Source organism: Paraburkholderia madseniana, assembly GCF_009690905.1.
GTDB classification, from domain to species: Bacteria; Pseudomonadota; Gammaproteobacteria; order Burkholderiales; family Burkholderiaceae; genus Paraburkholderia; species Paraburkholderia madseniana.
In genome coordinates this window covers 26,835-45,083 of sequence record NZ_VOSW01000020.1, presented here as the reverse complement: position 1 = coordinate 45,083, position 18,249 = coordinate 26,835, and the positions used below count along the sequence as shown (strand labels likewise).

14 protein-coding genes are annotated in these 18,249 nt (G+C 62.9%); 9 read left to right on the top strand and 5 right to left on the bottom strand.

The window, feature by feature from the left end; genetic code table 11:
• The first annotated feature begins 26 nt into the window (after positions 1–26).
• Positions 27–713, top strand: a complete 687-nt coding sequence (locus FSO04_RS12705) for a heavy metal response regulator transcription factor (RefSeq protein WP_007176723.1) — start codon at positions 27–29, stop codon at positions 711–713.
• A complete protein-coding gene (locus FSO04_RS12700; protein WP_154560017.1) occupies positions 710–2,134 on the top strand; it encodes a heavy metal sensor histidine kinase in 1,425 nt (474 codons plus the stop codon). Before FSO04_RS12705 ends, FSO04_RS12700 begins: the two co-directional genes overlap by 4 nt.
• On the opposite strand, the gene dinB is transcribed toward FSO04_RS12700, so the two are convergent.
• The 4 genes from dinB to FSO04_RS12680 all read right to left on the bottom strand — a co-directional run bounded on the left by dinB (position 2,131) and on the right by FSO04_RS12680 (position 7,472).
• Positions 2,131–3,297, bottom strand: a complete 1,167-nt coding sequence (gene dinB, locus FSO04_RS12695) for a DNA polymerase IV (RefSeq protein ID WP_154560016.1) — start codon at positions 3,295–3,297, stop codon at positions 2,131–2,133. The genes FSO04_RS12700 and dinB overlap by 4 nt on opposite strands.
• Positions 3,298–3,565: 268 nt before the next feature.
• Positions 3,566–4,711 carry a substrate-binding domain-containing protein gene (locus FSO04_RS12690; protein ID WP_154560015.1) on the bottom strand — a complete coding sequence of 382 codons (1,146 nt, stop codon included), beginning with the start codon at positions 4,709–4,711 and terminating at the stop codon, positions 3,566–3,568.
• A 131-nt stretch (positions 4,712–4,842) separates the two neighbouring features.
• Positions 4,843–5,844, bottom strand: a complete 1,002-nt coding sequence (locus tag FSO04_RS12685) for an ABC transporter permease (protein WP_154560014.1) — start codon at positions 5,842–5,844, stop codon at positions 4,843–4,845.
• A complete protein-coding gene (locus FSO04_RS12680; protein WP_154560013.1) occupies positions 5,841–7,472 on the bottom strand; it encodes a sugar ABC transporter ATP-binding protein in 1,632 nt (543 codons plus the stop codon). The genes FSO04_RS12685 and FSO04_RS12680 overlap by 4 nt, the downstream gene beginning before the upstream one ends.
• Positions 7,473–7,722: 250 nt before the next feature.
• Here FSO04_RS12680 and deoC point away from each other — a divergent pair, with 250 nt between their 5' ends.
• The 7 genes from deoC to FSO04_RS12645 all read left to right on the top strand — a co-directional run bounded on the left by deoC (position 7,723) and on the right by FSO04_RS12645 (position 17,223).
• Positions 7,723–8,733 carry a deoxyribose-phosphate aldolase gene (gene deoC, locus FSO04_RS12675; RefSeq protein WP_154560012.1) on the top strand — a complete coding sequence of 337 codons (1,011 nt, stop codon included), beginning with the start codon at positions 7,723–7,725 and terminating at the stop codon, positions 8,731–8,733.
• 16 nt (positions 8,734–8,749) lie between these two features.
• Positions 8,750–11,143, top strand: a complete 2,394-nt coding sequence (locus FSO04_RS12670) for an aldehyde dehydrogenase family protein (RefSeq protein WP_154560011.1) — start codon at positions 8,750–8,752, stop codon at positions 11,141–11,143.
• Positions 11,144–11,305: 162 nt separating this feature from the next.
• A complete protein-coding gene (gene rbsK, locus FSO04_RS12665; protein ID WP_154560010.1) occupies positions 11,306–12,271 on the top strand; it encodes a ribokinase in 966 nt (321 codons plus the stop codon).
• A gap of 34 nt (positions 12,272–12,305) precedes the next feature.
• The gene (locus tag FSO04_RS12660; protein ID WP_154560009.1) at positions 12,306–13,367 is read left to right on the top strand and encodes an ABC transporter permease; all 1,062 of its coding nucleotides are present in this window, start codon (positions 12,306–12,308) and stop codon (positions 13,365–13,367) included.
• A 124-nt stretch (positions 13,368–13,491) separates the two neighbouring features.
• Complete coding sequence (locus tag FSO04_RS12655) at positions 13,492–14,496, top strand: autoinducer 2 ABC transporter substrate-binding protein (protein ID WP_154560008.1); 1,005 nt, start codon at positions 13,492–13,494, stop codon at positions 14,494–14,496.
• A gap of 96 nt (positions 14,497–14,592) precedes the next feature.
• The gene (locus FSO04_RS12650) at positions 14,593–16,149 is read left to right on the top strand and encodes a sugar ABC transporter ATP-binding protein (protein ID WP_154560007.1); all 1,557 of its coding nucleotides are present in this window, start codon (positions 14,593–14,595) and stop codon (positions 16,147–16,149) included.
• A 15-nt stretch (positions 16,150–16,164) separates the two neighbouring features.
• Positions 16,165–17,223, top strand: coding sequence for an ABC transporter permease (locus FSO04_RS12645; protein ID WP_154560006.1), 1,059 nt, complete (start codon positions 16,165–16,167; stop codon positions 17,221–17,223).
• Between the two features lie 66 nt (positions 17,224–17,289).
• Here the strand turns inward: FSO04_RS12645 and FSO04_RS12640 are convergent, their stop codons facing one another.
• A complete protein-coding gene (locus tag FSO04_RS12640; RefSeq protein ID WP_154560005.1) occupies positions 17,290–18,015 on the bottom strand; it encodes a DeoR/GlpR family DNA-binding transcription regulator in 726 nt (241 codons plus the stop codon).
• Between the last annotated feature and the right edge of the window lie 234 nt (positions 18,016–18,249).

The following is an 18,249-nucleotide window of genomic DNA, read 5'->3' as shown; positions in this document are numbered from 1 at the left end:
TATAATGCAGATACAAGGGGACGCGCATGAAATTGCTGATCGTTGAAGACGAGCATAAGGTGGTGGACTACCTGCGCTCCGGTTTGACAGAGCAGGGCTGGGTCGTCGACGTCGCGCTCGATGGCGAGGAAGGCATGCATCTGGCCACCGAATTCGATTACGACGTGATCGTCCTCGACGTCATGCTGCCTAAACGCGACGGCTTCAGCGTGCTGAAGGCGCTGCGCATGCGCAAGTCGACGCCGGTCATCATGCTGACCGCCCGCGATCACGTGAACGACCGTGTGCGGGGCTTGCGCGAAGGCGCCGACGACTACCTCACCAAACCCTTTTCCTTCCTCGAACTGGTCGAGCGGCTGCATGCGCTGGCGCGCCGCACGCGTTCGCAGGAGTCGACGCTGATTTCCGTCGGCGATCTGTTCGTCGATCTGATCGGCCGGCGCGCCACCCGCGACGGCGTACGGCTTGATCTGACCGCCAAGGAATTCCAGTTGCTGAGCGTGCTGGCGCGCCGGCAAGGCGACATCCTCTCGAAGACCGCCATTACTGAACTCGTGTGGGATGTCAACTTCGACAGCCATACGAACGTGGTCGAAACCGCGATCAAACGATTGCGCGCCAAGCTCGACGGCCCGTTTCCCTCGAAGCTGCTGCACACCGTGCGCGGCATGGGCTACGTGCTCGAAGTGCGTGAAGAGGCAGAGCAATCATGAACCGTTCAATCGCGCGCCGCCTTGCGTTGATGTTCGCACTCGTGGCGCTACTGGTGTTCACGCTGGTCGGCACCGGGCTGTTTCTGGTGCTGCGCACGCAACTCGAACACCATTTGCGCGAATCGCTCGACGATCGCACCGAGATCGCGCGCATCATCGTCTATCACGCGGTGACGCCGGAGAAGTGGCGCATGGCGCGCGAAAAGCTCACGGACATGATGCCGCACGACGGCAGCACCGTGTATGCGGTGTCGAGCACCGATCCGTATTTCCACTATGGCAAGCCCATCGAAGGACCCGTGGTGTCGAACTGGCCGGGTGGCTACACGAGGGTTTCGCCGATCGGCGGCGGCGCGGACATGCTGACCATCACGGTGACGATACCGGCTTACGGGGCTCGCCCGCCAGTGCAATTGCAGGTCGCCGCCAGTTGTTCGCCGAATACCCGCACCATGCGCGTGTTCGGGGCGGCGCTCGCCGCGCTGTCCGCGTTGGGTAGTCTCGCTGTGCTGTTGCTGAGTTACTCGGTGACGCGACTCGGGCTCGCTCCGTTGACGCGTCTGACGCGAGACGCATCCGCTGTGAGCCCGAATAACCGCTCACAGCGTCTGAATACGGCCTCGCTGCCGCTCGAATTGAGCGATCTGGCCAACTCGTTCAACGGCGCGCTCGAACGTCTGGACGGCGCATACGGCCGCCTCGAATCGTTCAACGCGGACGTCGCCCATGAACTGCGTACACCGGTGACGATTCTGATCGGCCAGACCGAAGTGGCGTTGACACGCAACCGTTCGGTCGACGATTTGCGCCATACGCTGCAATCGAATCTCGAAGAGTTCGAACGTATGCGCACGATCATCAACGACATGCTGTTCCTCGCTCGGGCCGACCAGGGCGAACGCGCGACGGGCCTCGTCGAGGTGTCGCTGGCCGGGGAAGTTGCGCATACGCTGGAGTTTCTGGAGATTCCGCTGGAAGAAGCGCGCGTGCATGCGCAACTGAGCGGCGACGCGGTGGCGCGTGTGAACCGCTCGCTGTTCGGCCGCGCCTGCACGAATCTGCTGATGAACGCGATCCAGCACTGCGCGCCTGGCGCGGCGATTACGGTGACGATCTCGAATGTAGCGGATCAGTTGCGCGTAGCGGTGGCCAACCCGGGAGAGCTCATCGAGCCAGCCGTGCTCGAACATCTGTTCGACCGGTTCTATCGCGCGGAAGTGTCTCGCACCAATAGCCGCGAAAACCACGGACTGGGTCTTGCGATCGTGAAGGCGATTGCTGAGATGCATCGCGGCACGGTGTCGGTGGAAAGCGCGAACGGCGTCAACACGTTTGCCTTTTCGATTGCGGCGTCGAGTGTGGAAGCCAGCTTACCGGCGGCGCGCACGAAGGCGGGTGTCCCGGCGGAAGCCGCGGGTTAATCGTCGCTGGTAAAGGGCAAGTCGGCCTGAACCGGTACGCGCCGCTTCGCCGGTTGCGCGTTGGCCGGCGTCAATGCGCTCACGCGCACGCCTAGCAGCCGCAGCTTGCGGTTCAATTCCACCCGTCTCAGACATTCGGTTGCGGCGCGCCGGATCTCGGTGGCGTCGGCGGTTGGTTCGTCGAGCGTCAGGTCGCGTGTGACCGTGCGGAAGTCGTCGTAGCGCAGCTTGATGCCCACGGTGCGGCCCACATAGCCCTTCCTCACCAGATCTTCCGCGACCCGCACGCACAAGCTGGTAAACGAACTGGATAGGGCCGGCCGATCATGACGTGGATGCAGATCACGTTCGAAGGTCGTCTCGCGGCTCATCGACTTGGGTTCCGATTCGACCACGACCGGCCGTTCGTCGTAGCCTTGTGCGACCTGCATGAGCCACGCCGAATAGCTGCGCCCGAAGTGATCCTGCAACAAGCCCGCGTCCGCTGCCGCCAGATCGCCGACCGTGGCGAGGCCGAGCGCGGTGAGTTTTTCCGCGGCCTTCGGGCCGATCCCGTTGACCTTGCGCACCGGTAACGGCCAGACGCGCAACGGCACATCCGCAGGCGTGAGGATCGTGAGGCCGTCGGGTTTATCGAGTTCGGAACCGATCTTCGCCAGCAGCTTGTTCGGCGCCACGCAAATGGAGCAGGTAAGGCCGGTCGCCTGATTGACGGCCTGCTTGATGCGCGCGGCGATCTCGCGTGGCTCGCCCGGCAATTCGGTGAGGTCGATATAGATTTCATCGATGCCGCGGTCTTCGATCCGGTCCGTGAATGCGGCGACCGCTGCTTTGAACAGGCGCGAGTAGTGGCGATACGACTCGAAATCGGTGGGCAGCAGAATCGCGTCCGGCGCGAGCGCGGCGGCTTTCATCATGCCCATCGCGGAGAACACACCGAGCGCGCGGGCTTCATAGGTGGAGGTGGTCACCACGCCGCGGCCGGCATAATCGCGCAGCTTCGCAAAGCGAAGGCTGCCGTCTTCAAGCGTTTGCGGCACAGCATTGCGGCCGCCGCCGATCACCACCGCCTTGCCGCGCAGTTGCGGATAGCGCAAGAGTTCAACGGACGCGTAGAACGCGTCCATGTCCAGGTGCGCGATGTGGCGGCTTGCAGTACTCATGGATGGCGGAAACGGGTGACGGTGCGGGCAGCGAGCATAACAGTCGATGCGCTTCCCGTGCTGCCCTGTCGTATGGCGGCTTGCTGCGCCGGGTGTCCGCATTCGCACAATCGGCGCGCGGCACGGCGGACTTCAAACCGTAATAGTACCTTGCTCCGCCGGGCCTGGTGTCGCGCCTGAGGGCCTCATAACCCCTCACACGCGGCCAAGCTCATCCGGGCGCTGGAATGGCGCCCGGATCACCCATGCCTGGTGTTACCCGCAAGCATCACCCGCAAGCCGGCTTGGCTTTCTTGCATGCGTCCGCAAGCTGGGGCGGCGGGTCTTTCTTGAACACCGTCTTATACGACTCGAGCACGTTCGACTGAACCACCGGCAGAGACTGTACGCCGATCCACGCCGGCGGCGTCTGGCCGATCAGCGCCTTCATCATCGCCGTAGCTTCGGCCACGCCTTGATCATACGGGCGTTGCGAGCCGGTTGCCTTGAGCGGTCCGCCCTTGGCGATCTCGATAGCGGACTGAAGGCCCAGGTCGACCGTCGTGACGGGAATGGTCACGCCTTGCGCGCGCATTGAAGTCAGCGTGTCGAGCGCCGGTTGATCCCAGACGGCGAACAGCCCCTTGACGTCCGGATTCCCGGTGAGGAAATCGCCAGCGATCTGGCCCACTTTCGACGGGTCCGTAAACGCGACCTGTTTGACCTTGATGTCCGGACGATTCTTCTTGATCCAGTCGTTGACGGCCTTGGTGCGTTCCGTCGTGCTGAAGTAATCCACGCCGAAATTCACCAGCCCGATCGTGGCACCCTGCGGGACGCACGAAGCGAGCACTTTCGCCGCGATCTGGCCGTTGCCTTCGCTGTCGGCGGAAATCATCGACGCGTATTGTTCAGGATGCTTCAGCCCGGTCGGGACGTTGTCCATGAACACGAGTTTGATCCCGGCCTCGGACACTTTCTTGTAGGTGGCGGCCGTGGCCGTCCCGTCGACCGGAATGGAGATGATGCCGTCCGGGTGACGCTGGATAGTGTTCTCGATATCCGCGATCTGCTTGTCGACCTGGTATTCCGCCGAAGCCGTGCCGATCACTTCCACGCCGTATTTTTTGAGGGTGTCTGTGATGCCTTGCACCTGCAGTTGCGACCAGTCGAGATTCATGGTCTGCATCGAAATGCCGACCTTGAACTTGCCTGCCTTGATTTTGGCGATGTCGGCGTCGCTCAGCTTCACGGCATCCACCGAGGCCGCTTTTTCGCCGTTCGGCCCTTGTCCGACAATCGTCTTCGGTCCGATCGAACCGGCCGGCAGGCTGGTCACGCATTGCGCGTAGGCGCCCGACGACGCCAGCGCCACGACGGCCGCCGCCGCCATGAGAGTGGGTAGAACACTTCCTGAGCCACGACGATGTTTCATGATTCTTCTCCGTTGGTCTTCATGTTTGTGTTACGTCTCCTGCCATTCACGAACAACGCGGGCACGTGACATCTCGCGTGATCGACGTGCTTTCCTTATTTCCCTGGTTACTTCCTGGGTCACTTCCTGAATCACTTCCTGGTAAAGGCCACAGCCGCGACGATGATGGCGCCCTTGATCACCAGTTGCAGCGATGAACTGACGCCCAGCAGGACCAGCCCGTTATTGAGCGTGCCGATGATGAGGCTGCCGAGCAGCGTGCCAAGTACGAAGCCGCGCCCACCGAACAGGCTGCAACCGCCGAGCGTCACGGAAGCAATCACATCGAGCTCCAGCCCTTGCACGACATCGGGCCGCGCCGCATGCGAGCGCGCGGCGAGCACGAGCGCGGCGAGCCCGGCCAGCGCGCCGGTGAGAATGAAGGCGAGGGTGGTCACGCGTCGCGTGTTGATGCCGGAGTAGAGCGCCGCAGTCGGATTGCCGCCGGCCGCATAAATCTGCCGGCCGAACACGCTGTAATGCAGCAGCAGGATGCCGGCGATCACGGTCAGCACAGTCCAGATGATCGGCACCGGCACACCGGCAATGTCGCCCTCGCCGAAGATCGAGATGAATGAGTCGTTAGTGATGATCTCGGGCCGCGTTGTCGTCACCATCAGGGCGAGTCCGCGTGCCGCGCTCAAGGTGCCGAGCGTCACGAGGAATGAGGGAATGTTCAGCCGCGTGGTCACGACGCCGTTGATCGCGCCGACGATCGCACCGGTGCCGATGCCGGCAATCGCGCCGATGATCCAGCTGTCGCCGACATGCGCCATGGCGAGCGCCGCGGACATGCCCGAGAGCGCCAAGGTCGAGCCCACCGACAGATCGATCTGCCGCGCAATGATCACGAAGGTCATGCCGATCGCGACGATCGACACGAGTGCGGTCTGCCGGCCGATATTCAGGAAGTTGTCGATGGAGAGAAACCACGGCGAGGCGAAGCTGAACACCACCAGCAGGATAGCGAACGCGCCGTAGAGCGCATAGGGCCGGTCGCCTTGCAGGAGGAGTTGCGCGAGGCGCCGCATACGGCTCTTCTGCGGTGGCGATGCCTGCCGTTTAGCCGTCAGCGGCGAGACAGAGTCGTTCATATTGCGTGCTCGAAGGAAGTCCCCTCGGGGGACTCGATGGAAGAACGGGACAATTGAATCAGGTGATGAAGCGCTTCGGCGTTGGCGAGTTCGGCGCGCTCGACGGTCTTGACGATAGCGCCGTCCGCGACGATCGAAATCCGGCCGCACAGGCGCAACAGTTCATCGAGGTCCGAGGACACGACGAGCACGGCGGTGCCCGCTCGCGCGGCGTCATGGACCACGCCGTAGATCTCCTCGCGTGCACCGACGTCGACGCCGACAGTCGGTTCGTCGAGTAAAAGAAGCGTGGGGCGCGGATGGTTCCACTTGGCAAAGACCACTTTCTGCTGGTTGCCGCCGGATAAAAACTTGACCGCGGTCGAGGAGCCGGGGGCCTTGACGGCCAGCTCTTTCATCGAGCGCTTCGCCTGGTTGACGGCCGCCTGGCTGCGCAGCCATCCCCAGCGAGAAAATTGCGGCAATCGCGGCAAGGTCAGGTTGCGTTCGATCGAATGATCGAGGACGAGCCCTTCGAGATGACGATCCTCCGGCACGAGCGCTACGCCGAGCTGGATGACTTCTGCAGGCGTGATACGCGAGCGCGACTGACCGCCGATCTCGATGGCGCCCGCCTCGATTCTGCGAATGCCAAAGATGGTTTGCAGAATTTCCGTGCGCCCGCTGCCGATCAATCCCGCGAGCCCGTGGATCTCGCCAGGACGAACCGTGAGGTCGACGTCGTGAAGCCTGTCATTGCTCACGTTCGACAACTTGAGAACGGGGACAGTGGGGGCATTGGGCGTGGCCGATGTTTGCGGTCCAACAGCGGATTCATCGCCGGTAGCGCCGACAGCCGTCCTCTCCCGCGCCTGCAACGCGGCATGACCGGGACCGACGATCGCCGCGACCAGCTCTTTCATATCGGTTTCCGCCGTCGAGAATGTGCCGGCATTGGCGCCATCGCGGAACACGGTGACGCGCTGCGAAATCCGAAACACCTCATTTAACCGATGCGTCACGTAGATCACGCCCACGCCGCGGTTCGTGACCGCGCGAATCGCGTCGAACAGAATCTGCTCTTCGCCGCCCGTCAGGGCCGACGTGGGTTCGTCGAGGATCAGAACCCGCACGTCGCCCATCAGCGCTTTGCAGATCTCAGTCATTTGCCGGTATGCGAACGGCAATGCGCCAACGGCGGTGCGCGGGTCGAGCGGGATGCCGTGCGAGCGGAGAAATTCGCTGACCGTTGCCATGAGCTGGCGGTTTTTCACAAAGCCGAGACGTGTGCGAGGCTCGCGCCCCAGCATCAGATTGGCGCCGACCGACAGCGATTCGACGAGGCTCAGATCCTGGTAGACCACGGCAACACCCGCCTCACGCGATCGCGCCGGCGACTCGAACGCCACTTTCTGGCCATCGATCTCGATGACGCCGTCGTCGTAGGTGTGAACGCCGCTGAGGATCTTGATCAGCGTGGATTTGCCCGCGCCGTTTTCGCCGAGCAGAGCGTGCACTTCGCCGGGCAACACATCAAGGCTGACACCGCGCAGCGCCTGCACGCCGCCAAATCGCTTGGTGACGCCCGCAACACGGATCAATGGAACCTGAGGCGATGACGCGGCCGCGACCGCAACCGGCTCACTCATCTGGCATGTCTCCTTCGTCAAGACGACGACATTCTTTTCTTTGTATGGTGCTATCGGCCAAAGCCGAGATGTGATCTTCGCATCATGAATATGGTGCGTCAATAACATTGGCGGTGCTGACAGGGCTTAGATGCCTGCTTATGTGATGATTGAATCGGAAAGCTTGTTATGATTCTATCAATCGTTGTAGCATAAGTGGGAACAAATTGTCGGCGGCCGTTGTGCGCCGCATCAAATTTTCGGATGTCTTATGCCTGAAGCCCCTGTGCTTTCTTCTTCGGTCGTCGCGCTGCGCGGCGGTCCGCTCATTCACCCGGCGCGCAACCCGGGCATGCCGTTCGACGCGTCCTGGCTGGACGGCTTGCGCGTCAACCAGTCGGCGGTCGAACGGCGTACGGCAACGCTTGCCACGCGCCGTACCGTCAAGAAAGATGCGCAGGCCGCCTGGCTGCTGAAAGCCGTCACCTGCATCGACCTCACCACGCTCAACGGCGACGACACCGAGGGCCGCGTGCGCCGCTTGTGTGCGAAGGCGCGTCAACCCGTGCGGGCCGATCTGCTCGAAGCGCTCGGCATCGCGCCGCAAGGCATCACGACGGGCGCGGTCTGCGTCTATCACCGTTTCGTCGCGGCGGCGGTGGACGCGCTGCAGGGCAGCGGCATTCCGGTCGCGGCGGTGTCGACAGGATTTCCCGCCGGGCTGATTCCGCATCCATTGAAGCTGAAAGAGATCGAGGCTTCGGTCGCGGATGGGGCGCAGGAAATCGACATCGTTGTCACGCGTGAATATGTGCTGACCGGCAACTGGCAGGCGCTGTACGACGAAGTGCGCGACTTCCGCGCGGCCTGCGGCCCGGCGCACCTGAAGACGATTCTGGCGACCGGCGACATCCGCACGCTCTCTAACGTGGCGCGCGCCTCGATGGTCTGCATGATGGCCGGCGCCGACTTCATCAAGACGTCGACCGGCAAGGAAGGCGTCAACGCCACGCTGGATGTCTCGCTGGTGATGGTGCGCATGATCCGCGAATACCAGGAGCGCACTGGCGTGCCGATCGGCTTCAAACCGGCGGGCGGCGTGTCGAGCGCGAAGTCGGTGCTGTCCTATCAGATCCTCATGAAGGAAGAACTCGGCCGCCCGTGGCTCGAGCCGGAACTGTTCCGTATCGGCGCCTCGAGCCTGCTGGCCGATATCGAACGCCAGCTCGAACATCACGTGAGCGGTCGTTACTCCGCTTTCAACCGTCACCCTGTAGCCTGAACAGAAGACCGATCCCATGAGCGTAGCCGAGTATTTTTCATCGATGGAGTACGGTCCCGCACCCGAGGACGATCAGCCCGCGCGCGCCTGGCTCGCGCAGCATGAGGCGAGCTTCGGGCATTTCATCGGCGGGGCGTGGTATGCGCCCGCTGCCGGCGAGCACTTCGTCTCGCATGCACCTGCCACGGGCGGGCGGCTCGCCGAGATCGCCCAGGGCGATGCGGCCGACATCGACGCGGCGGTGGCCGCCGCGCACGCCGCGCAGCCTGGCTGGCTCGCGCTCGGCGGCGCCGGACGGGCGCGGCATCTGTATGCGCTCGCGCGCATGGTCCAGCGTCATAGTCGCCTCTTTGCCGTGCTCGAAGCGCTCGACAACGGCAAGCCGATTCGCGAGACACGCGATATCGACGTGCCGCTGGTCGCGCGGCACTTCCTGCATCACGCGGGTTGGGCGCAGTTGCAGGAGAGCGAATTCGCCGATTACGCGCCGCTCGGCGTCGTCGGGCAGATCGTGCCGTGGAATTTTCCGCTGCTGATGCTCGCGTGGAAGATCGCACCGGCGATCGCAACGGGTAACTGCGTCGTGTTGAAGCCGGCCGAATACACGCCGCTCACGGCGTTGCTGTTCGCCGAACTCGCTCATCGAGCGGGCTTGCCGGCAGGCGTGCTGAACGTCGTCACAGGTGATGGTCGCACCGGTGCCGCGCTCGTCGAACATCCGCGGGTGGACAAGATCGCTTTCACGGGTTCGACGGAAGTCGGGCGCCTGATTCGCGCGGCTACGGCCGGCACGGGCAAATCGCTGACGCTCGAACTTGGTGGCAAGTCGCCCTTTATCGTGTTCGACGATGCGGATCTCGACGGCGCCGTCGAAGGTGTGGTCGACGCGATCTGGTTCAACCAGGGGCAGGTCTGCTGTGCGGGCTCGCGACTGCTCGTGCAGGAGGGGATCGAAGCGCGCTTCATCGCGAAGCTGAAGCGCCGTATGGAAACGCTGCGCGTCGGCACGTCGCTCGATAAAAGTATCGATATCGGTGCGATCGTCGATCCGGTACAGCTCGAACGCATCGAGTCGCTGGTGGAAACCGGGCGGCGCGAAGGCTGTGCGGTGTGGCAGTCGCCCGACACGACGATGCCCGCCGGCGGCTGCTTCTATCCGCCCACGCTCGTCACCGGTGTGGCGCCGGCTTCCACTCTCGCGCAGGAAGAAATCTTCGGACCGGTGCTGGTCGCGATGAGTTTTCGCACGCCGGATGAGGCGATCGCGCTCGCCAACAATTCGCGCTACGGACTCGCCGCGAGCGTGTGGAGCGAAACCATTGGCCGCGCACTTGATATCGCGCCGCGCCTCGCGTGCGGTGTCGTATGGATCAATGCGACCAATCTGTTCGATGCGGCGGTCGGATTTGGTGGATACCGCGAGTCGGGCTATGGTCGCGAAGGCGGCCGTGAGGGCATCTACGAATATCTGAAACCGCGTGCGTGGCTCAATCTTGCTGTCCGCCAGCCTGTGCGTGTTGAACAGAGTGGAGGCACAGGCGAGCGCGATCCGTTGTCGAACATCACGCTGATCGATCGCACCGCGAAGCTCTTTATCGGCGGCAAGCAGGTGCGACCGGACAGCGGCTATTCGCTGCCGGTTCACGCACCGGATGGGACGCTGGTCGGTGAAGTGGGCGAGGGCAACCGCAAGGACATTCGCAACGCGGTCGAAGCAGCGCGCGCGGCGCAGAAGTGGTCGCAGGCGAGTACGCATAATCGTGCTCAGGTCCTGTTCTATCTCGCGGAGAACCTCGCCATTCGTACTGACGAGTTCGCGCGGCAACTCGTGATCAGAAACGGCGCGACGGAAGCGGCGGCGCATGCGGAAGTCGAGGCGGCGGTAGCGCGTCTCTTCACTTACGCGGCGTGGGCCGACAAGTTCGACGGCGCCGTGCATACGCCGCCGTTGCGCGGTGTAGCGCTGGCGATGCATGAGCCGCTTGGCGTGATCGGCATTGCCTGCCCTGACGAAGCGCCGTTGCTCGGTTTCGTCTCGCTGGCGGCACCCGCGCTGGCCATGGGCAATCGTGTGGTGGTGTTGCCGAGCGCGGCGTGTCCGCTCACGGTGACCGATTTTTATCAGGTAGCCGAAACTTCGGATGTGCCGGCGGGTGTGCTGAACATCGTCACGGGTGAACGTGGCGCGTTGCTGCCGGCGCTCGCCAAACATGACGACGTCGATGCCGTCTGGTGTTTCGGCAACGCGGCGGATTCGACGCTGGTCGAGCGCGAGTCGGTCGGTAATCTGAAGCGTACGTTCGTCGATCACGGTCGCCAGTTCGACTGGTTCGACCGTTCGAGCGAAGGCCGGCCGTTTCTGCGTCAGGCCGTGCAGGTGAAGAACATCTGGATACCGTACGGAGACTGATTGAAAGTCGGCGCTTACGCCTGAACACCATGCACGCCAACCAGAAAATGGAGGAGACAACGTGCTGAAGCATCTGGATCTGCAATTGAACACCGCGGTGCTGCTCGCAACGCATGCCCCGCACGCACGCTTCACGATCAACGCGCCTCAAGGGGAACGCGAATGAACACGTCTTTGCAACGAAACGGGCGTGTCGTCATTCTCGGCATCTACGTCACCGACCTGACGTTTCGCGCCGGGCGTATGCCGCTGATCGGCGAGACGATTGCCGGCACGGCGTTCGCGATGGGGCCGGGCGGCAAAGGCTCGAATCAGGCGGTGGCGGCGGCGCGCGCGGGCGCCGAGGTGGTGTTCTGCACTCGCATCGGCAACGACGCGTTTGGTGAGATTGCGCGTGCCACGTGGGCCACTGAAGGCATCACGGCACGCGCCTCGGTGGTCGAGGGCGTGTCCACGGGCGCCGCGCATATCTTCGTCGACGACAACACCGGCATGAACGCGATCATCGTCGCCTCCGGCGCGGCCGGCACGATGGAGGCAGCCGACGTCGACGCGATCGAAGCCGACATCGCCGCCGCGCGCGTATTCGTCACGCAGCTCGAACAGCCGCTCGCGGCTGCGCGCCGTGGGCTCGAAGTGGCGCGCCGGCACGACGTCATTACCGTGTTCAATCCGGCGCCCGCCTTGCCGCTCGACGACGACATCTTTCCGTTGTGCGACTACATCACCCCGAACGAAACCGAGGCCACCGCGCTCACCGGCGTGCCGATCGCGAATGCCGACGACGCGCGCCGTGCCGCCGACGTGCTGCTCGCCAAAGGTGTCGGCGCGGTGATCGTCACGCTGGGGGAAGGCGGGGCGCTGCTGCATTCGGCAAGCCAATCGATACTCGTGCCGGCCTATCACTGCGGCCGCGTGGTGGAGACCGCCGGCGCCGGCGACGGCTTCACGGGCGGTTTCGCGGCGGCCCTCGCACGTGGCGACGACGCTGTCGCGGCGCTGCGTTTCGGCTGCGCGCTCGCGGGCATTTCTGTCACGCGTCCGGGCACGGCGCCTTCCATGCCGACGCTCGACGAAGTGAACCGCGTGTTGAGCCAGCCGGCCGAGGCCGCCTCGCCATTGTCCTGACCGTTCGCGAAGACTGAAGGAGATCGTGCTGACCATGAAGTCCTCGTTCACCGCTGGAAAAATGTTCGGCGACCGGCAACTGAATTTTCTGCTGATCGTCAATGTACTCGTCGTGCTGGTCGCGACGTGGCTTTCGCACGGGCAATTCGTCGACATCGACAACCTGCAGTCGATGGGCGGGCAGTTGCCCGAACTCGGCTTGTTGGCGCTGGGCATCATGTTGTCGATGGTGTCGGGCAACGGCGGGATCGACCTGTCAGGCGTCGGGCTCGCGAACCTGTCCGGGATGGTTGCCGCGCTCGTCGTGCCGCGCTTCGTCAACGGCGACGATTCGCCGGTGCTCTACACGTCGCTCTTCTGCGCGCTCGTCGTGGCGATGGGACTGCTCGGCGGCCTCCTGAACGGCGTGGTGATCGCGCGCCTGCGGCTCACGCCGATTCTCTGCACGCTCGGCACGCAGTTGCTGTTCACGGGCTTTGCTGTGGTGCTCAGCAACGGCGCCTCGGTGCATGTCGACTATGTCGACCCCTTGTCGAATATCGGCAACGGTACCGTGTTTCAGGTACCGATCGCATTCTGCATCTTTATCGCGGCCGTGATCGTGCTCGGCTGGTTGCTCAGACGCAGCCCGTTCGGCCTGCGTCTCTATCTGATGGGCACCAACCCCAAAGCGGCGTTCTATGCGGGCATTCCGCGCGCGCGGATGCTGATCACGACCTATGCGATGTGCGGCGTGCTTGCGTCGCTCGCGGGTCTGATCAGCGCGACCCATACGTCCAGCGCGAAATGGGACTACGGCAACTCCTATCTGCTGATCGCCATTCTGATCGCGGTGATGGGCGGCGTGAATCCCGCCGGCGGTCACGGCCGCATCATCTGCGTGTTCTTTGCCGCAACGGTGCTGCAGTTCCTCTCGAGTCTGTTCAATCTGCTGGGCGTGTCGCAGTTCTTCGGCGATTGCGCGTGGGGATTTCTGTTGTTGCTGTCGCTCGCGTTTGCAGGCGGCGAGCGGGTGAGGGCGATCTTCGGTTTTGGCGGCGGTGGTGGCGGTGGGAGTGCTAGTGCAGCAAGCTCCGGCACGGCGCCAAAACGTTAGCGTGCCGAACAGACTTAAAAGGCACAACCCAGGTTTCAGTACGCGGCGGACAACGAGCCCTGACTGTCCGTGATGGTGAAGTGGGGCGACATCGGACTACATCGAACGATAAAGGAGACATCGCATGAAATTGACTCGACTGGGTGCCGCGCTTGCAGCAGGCGCTCTTACCGTGGGCGTGATCGCCGCTGCACAGGCTGCAATCAACGAGACGATCGTCACGGTCGTCAAGGTGACCGGCATCAACTGGTTCAACCGGATGGACGACGGCGTCAAGCAGTTCGCAAAGGACAACCCGGGCGTGAACGCGTATCAGACCGGTCCGGGCCGCGCGGATGCGGCACAGCAACTGAAGATCATCGAAGACCTGATCGCGAAGAAGGTCACCGCGATTGCCGTGGTGCCCTACGATCCGCCGACGCTCGAACCGGCGCTGAAGAAGGCGATGGATCGCGGCATCAAGGTGGTGACCCACGAGGCCGACAACGCGAAGAACACGATGGTCGACATCGAAGCATTCGACAACACGGCCTACGGCGCCGGCTTGAACGAACGTCTCGCCTCGTGCATGCACGACGACGGCAAGTGGGTGGCACTGGTTGGTTCGCTGGGCAGCCGCTCGCAGGTGCAATGGGCCGACGGTGGGATCGACAACGCCAAGGCCAAGTATCCGAAGATGGATCTGGTCGAACCGAAACTCGAAACCAATAATGACGGCGAGCGCGCCTATGAAGTTGCGAAAGAAGTGCTGCGCAAGCATCCGGATCTGAAGGGCTTCCAGGGTTCGTCCTCGCTCGACGTGATCGGCATCGGCCGCGCGGTGGAAGAAGCCGGCATGCAGGGCAAGATCTGTGTCTACGGTACGGGCCTGCCGACGGAAGCCGGCAAGTTCCTCGAGAGCGGCGCGATCAACGGCATTGCGTTCTGGGATCCGAAGCTCGCGGGCATCGCGATGAATAAGGTCGCGCAGATGCTGATCGACGGCAAGACGGTCGAGAACGGCGCCGATCTCGGCATTCCGGGTTACACCAAAGTCACCGTCGCCAAGGGGCCGGGCAAAGGAATCATCGTGCGCGGTCAGGGCTGGGTGAACGTCGACAAGTCGAACTACAAGCAGTATCCGTTCTGATCGAGTTTTTTTGCTTCATGTGTCACGGCGTCCCCCTCGGGGGGCTTCCTTCAAGGCGTGCCCGTGTGGGCACGCCTTAACTTGCGACTCGCCATCATGAATCAAGACGTATCGTCTTCGCAGCCGCAGTCCGACACCTCGCAGCCGTTTCTGCAGGTGGTCGGCGTGCACAAGCGTTTCACCGGCGTGCATGCATTGCGCGGCGTGAGCCTGTCGTTCGAGCGTGGTCAGATCTATCACCTGCTCGGCGAGAACGGCTGCGGCAAGAGCACGCTGATCAAGATCATCTCCGGCGCGCAGCCGCCCGACGAAGGCGAACTCGTGATCGAAGGCGTTCGGCATGCACGGCTGTCCGCACTGGAATCGCTGGCCGCAGGAATCGAAACTGTCTATCAGGATCTCTCTCTGCTGCCCAACATGAACGTGGCGGAAAACGTCGCGCTTACCGCCGAGCTGGCCACGCGCGAAGGCCGGCTTGCGCGGACGTTCGACCGGCGCGCGCTCGCGCGCACGGCAGCGCGCGCGCTGGAATCGGTCGGCCTGCCCGGCGACGCCGAGTTTCAGGCGACCTTGATCGAGCAATTGCCGCTCGCCACGCGTCAGCTCGTTGCCATTGCTCGCGCGATTGCCAGCGAGGCAAAGTTCGTCATCATGGATGAGCCCACCACGTCGCTCACGCAGAAAGAAGTCGACAATCTGATCGCCGTGCTCGCGAACCTGCGCTCGCAGGGCGTGACGGTGCTGTTCGTGAGCCACAAGCTCGATGAGTGTTATGCGATCGGCGGCGAAGTCATCGTGCTGCGCGATGGCCAGAAGATGGCGCAGGGACCGATCGCGCAATTCACCAAAGCGCAGATCAGCGAACTGATGACAGGACGCCATCTGACGAACGAGCGCTATCGTGAAGGCACGTTGGGCCAGGATGTCGTACTCGACGTGCGCGGCTTCACGCGTGCGGGCCAGTTCAGTGACGTGTCGTTTGCGCTGCATCGAGGTGAAATTCTCGGCGTCACTGGTTTGCTCGATTCGGGGCGCAACGAACTCGCGCGCGCACTCGCGGGTGTTGCGGCGGCGCAATCGGGGCAGGTGTTGCTCGACGGCAAGGCGATTGCATTGCGCACGCCCTCGGACGCGAAACATCATCGCATTGGCTATGTGCCCGAAGACCGCCTGAACGAAGGGCTGTTTCTCGACAAGTCGATCCGCGACAACGTGATCACGGCAATGATCTCCAGCTTGCGGGATCGCTTTGGCCAGATCGATCGCACGCGCGCGCAGGCGCTCGCGGAACAGACGGTGAAAGACTTGCAGATCGCGACGCCCGGTGTCGACAAACCCGTGCAATCGCTCTCGGGCGGCAACCAGCAGCGCGTGCTGATCGGCCGCTGGCTCGCCATCGATCCGCGCGTGCTGATTCTGCATGGACCGACGGTCGGTGTCGACGTTGGATCGAAAGACATCATCTACCGCATCATGCAGCGCCTGTCGCAAAGCGGCATCGGCATCATTCTGATCAGCGACGATCTGCCCGAGTTGCTGCAGAACTGCGATCGCATCCTGATGATGAAGAAGGGGCGTGTGGCCAACGAGTATCAGGCCGACACGTTGAGCGAAGCCGACCTGTATCACGCGCTGCTTTCGGAAGCTGCATAAAGGACGCCGATACCCATGAACTCGCGGATCCCTTCGCGCATGAACCAGACCATGACCACCCCGACCGTTGTCGAAGTCGCACCCGAGGTCAAGCCGCCTACCTTGTGGGCCAGGCTCTCGCGCAACCCCGAATGGTTCACCGTCGCGTTGATCGCGGCGACATGCCTGATTGTCGGCGCGATCAATCCGCGCTTCTTTCAACTGGCGACGCTATTCGATCTGCTGCATTCGGCCACCACGATGTCGCTTTTCGCGCTGGGCACGCTTGTTGTGCTGGCGTCCGGCGGCATCGACGTTTCGTTCACGGCGATCGCCGCGTTGACGATGTACGGCATAACCAAGGCGGTGTTTGCCTGGTGGCCGGACGCGCCGTTCGCGTTGATCCTGATCACCGGCGCGCTGGGCGGCGTGCTGCTGGGTCTCATCAACGGCCTGCTGGTGCATCGGTTGAAAGCGCCTTCGCTGATCGTCACGATCGGCACGCAGTATCTGTATCGCGGCCTGCTGTTGACGTTTATCGGCACGACGTTCTTCATGAACATTCCGCACAGCATGGATCACTTCGGCCGGATTCCGCTGTTTTTCTATCACACCAGCGAAGGCCTGCGCGCGGTGCTGCCTGTTTCGGTGCTGGCGCTGGTGGCGGCCGCCGGTGTCACGTGGTGGCTGTTGAACCGGACCATGATGGGACGCGGTGTCTATGCAATGGGTGGCAGCCTCGCGATTGCCGAGCGGCTCGGCTATAACCTGCGTGCGATCCATCTGTTCGTGTTCGGCTATACCGGCATGCTCGCCGGCATAGCGGGCATTCTGCATGTATCGAACAACCGGCTCGCGAATCCGTTCGATCTGGTCGGCTCGGAACTCGATGTGATCGCCGCGGTGATCCTGGGCGGCGCGCGCATTACGGGGGGAACGGGTACGGTGGCCGGCACGTTGCTCGGCGTGGTGCTGGTCACGTTGATCAACAGTGTGCTGATTCTGGTTGGTGTGCCGAGCACCTGGCAGAAGGTGATCATCGGCGCGTTCATTCTGATCGCCGGGACGCTGTTTGCATTGCAGCGCAAAAGCTGAAGACTGAAAGCCAGTCACGTCGGTCGCTCACCGGCACCGTGACGCGACGGCGCGCCGCTAGCGCATTCATTTGCGCTTGCGATGCTCCTGGCCTTTCTCGGTGATGATGGAATCGAAGTCGTCGATTTGCGAGAAGCGCACCGCCTTGACGACGCCGAACTTGCTCTGGTCCACGACCAGATGCCGTTCGACGGCACTTGCCATGGCCGCCTGCTTGAGCGCGACTTCGTGAAAGTTCCAGCACGTCACGCCGCGCGCGTTATCCACACCGCCTGCGGAAATGAACGCCTTGTTGATGCCCATGCGGCGCAGCATCTCCAGACTCTCTTCGCCCGCAAACGAATCCGAAGAAGGTACATAGACGCCGCCCAGCAGAATCATCCGTACATTCGGCTTGCGCCGCAGAATCTCCGCCACATTCAGCGAATAGCAGACCACGGTGACATGACGTTCGAGCGGAATCAGGCGCGCAAGCGTGGTGAGCGTCGTACCGCAATCGATGAAGATCGTTTCGTGGTCGACGACGAGTTTCGCCGCAATCGCGGAGGCTTCCGCCTTGGCCTGCGCGAAATGATCCTTCTCTTCTTCGAGTGAATAGCCGGCGTTATTGGGTACGTCGGTCGCGCTGACGATGTAGCCGCCGAGATACGTGAATCGTTCCGGACTGCCTGCGATATCGCGCCGGACAGTCATCTCCGATACGTCTAGCAGGCTGGCGGCGTCGCGCAGGCGCATCACGTTCTGCTTGGCCAGCGCATCGGCGAGGGCGCGGAGGCGGTCGGGTTTCAGCATGGAGGTCCTGTCGCGTGGTGTGGAGCGCAGTGTGGAGGCGCGTTATGTTTTGTTCGCGTTGATGAGAGAATTATAACAAGAGGTTGTCTGGGCGGCGAGCCTGTTTGAGCCTCGGTTTAAGCCTCGAAAACGGGGCGTGTTGCGAAGAACGGGGTCTGCCGCCGAGCCGAACTATGTGACACTCCGATGCATCGTCACGCCGCACCTGAACGAGCGCGGCCGAAATCCAACTAT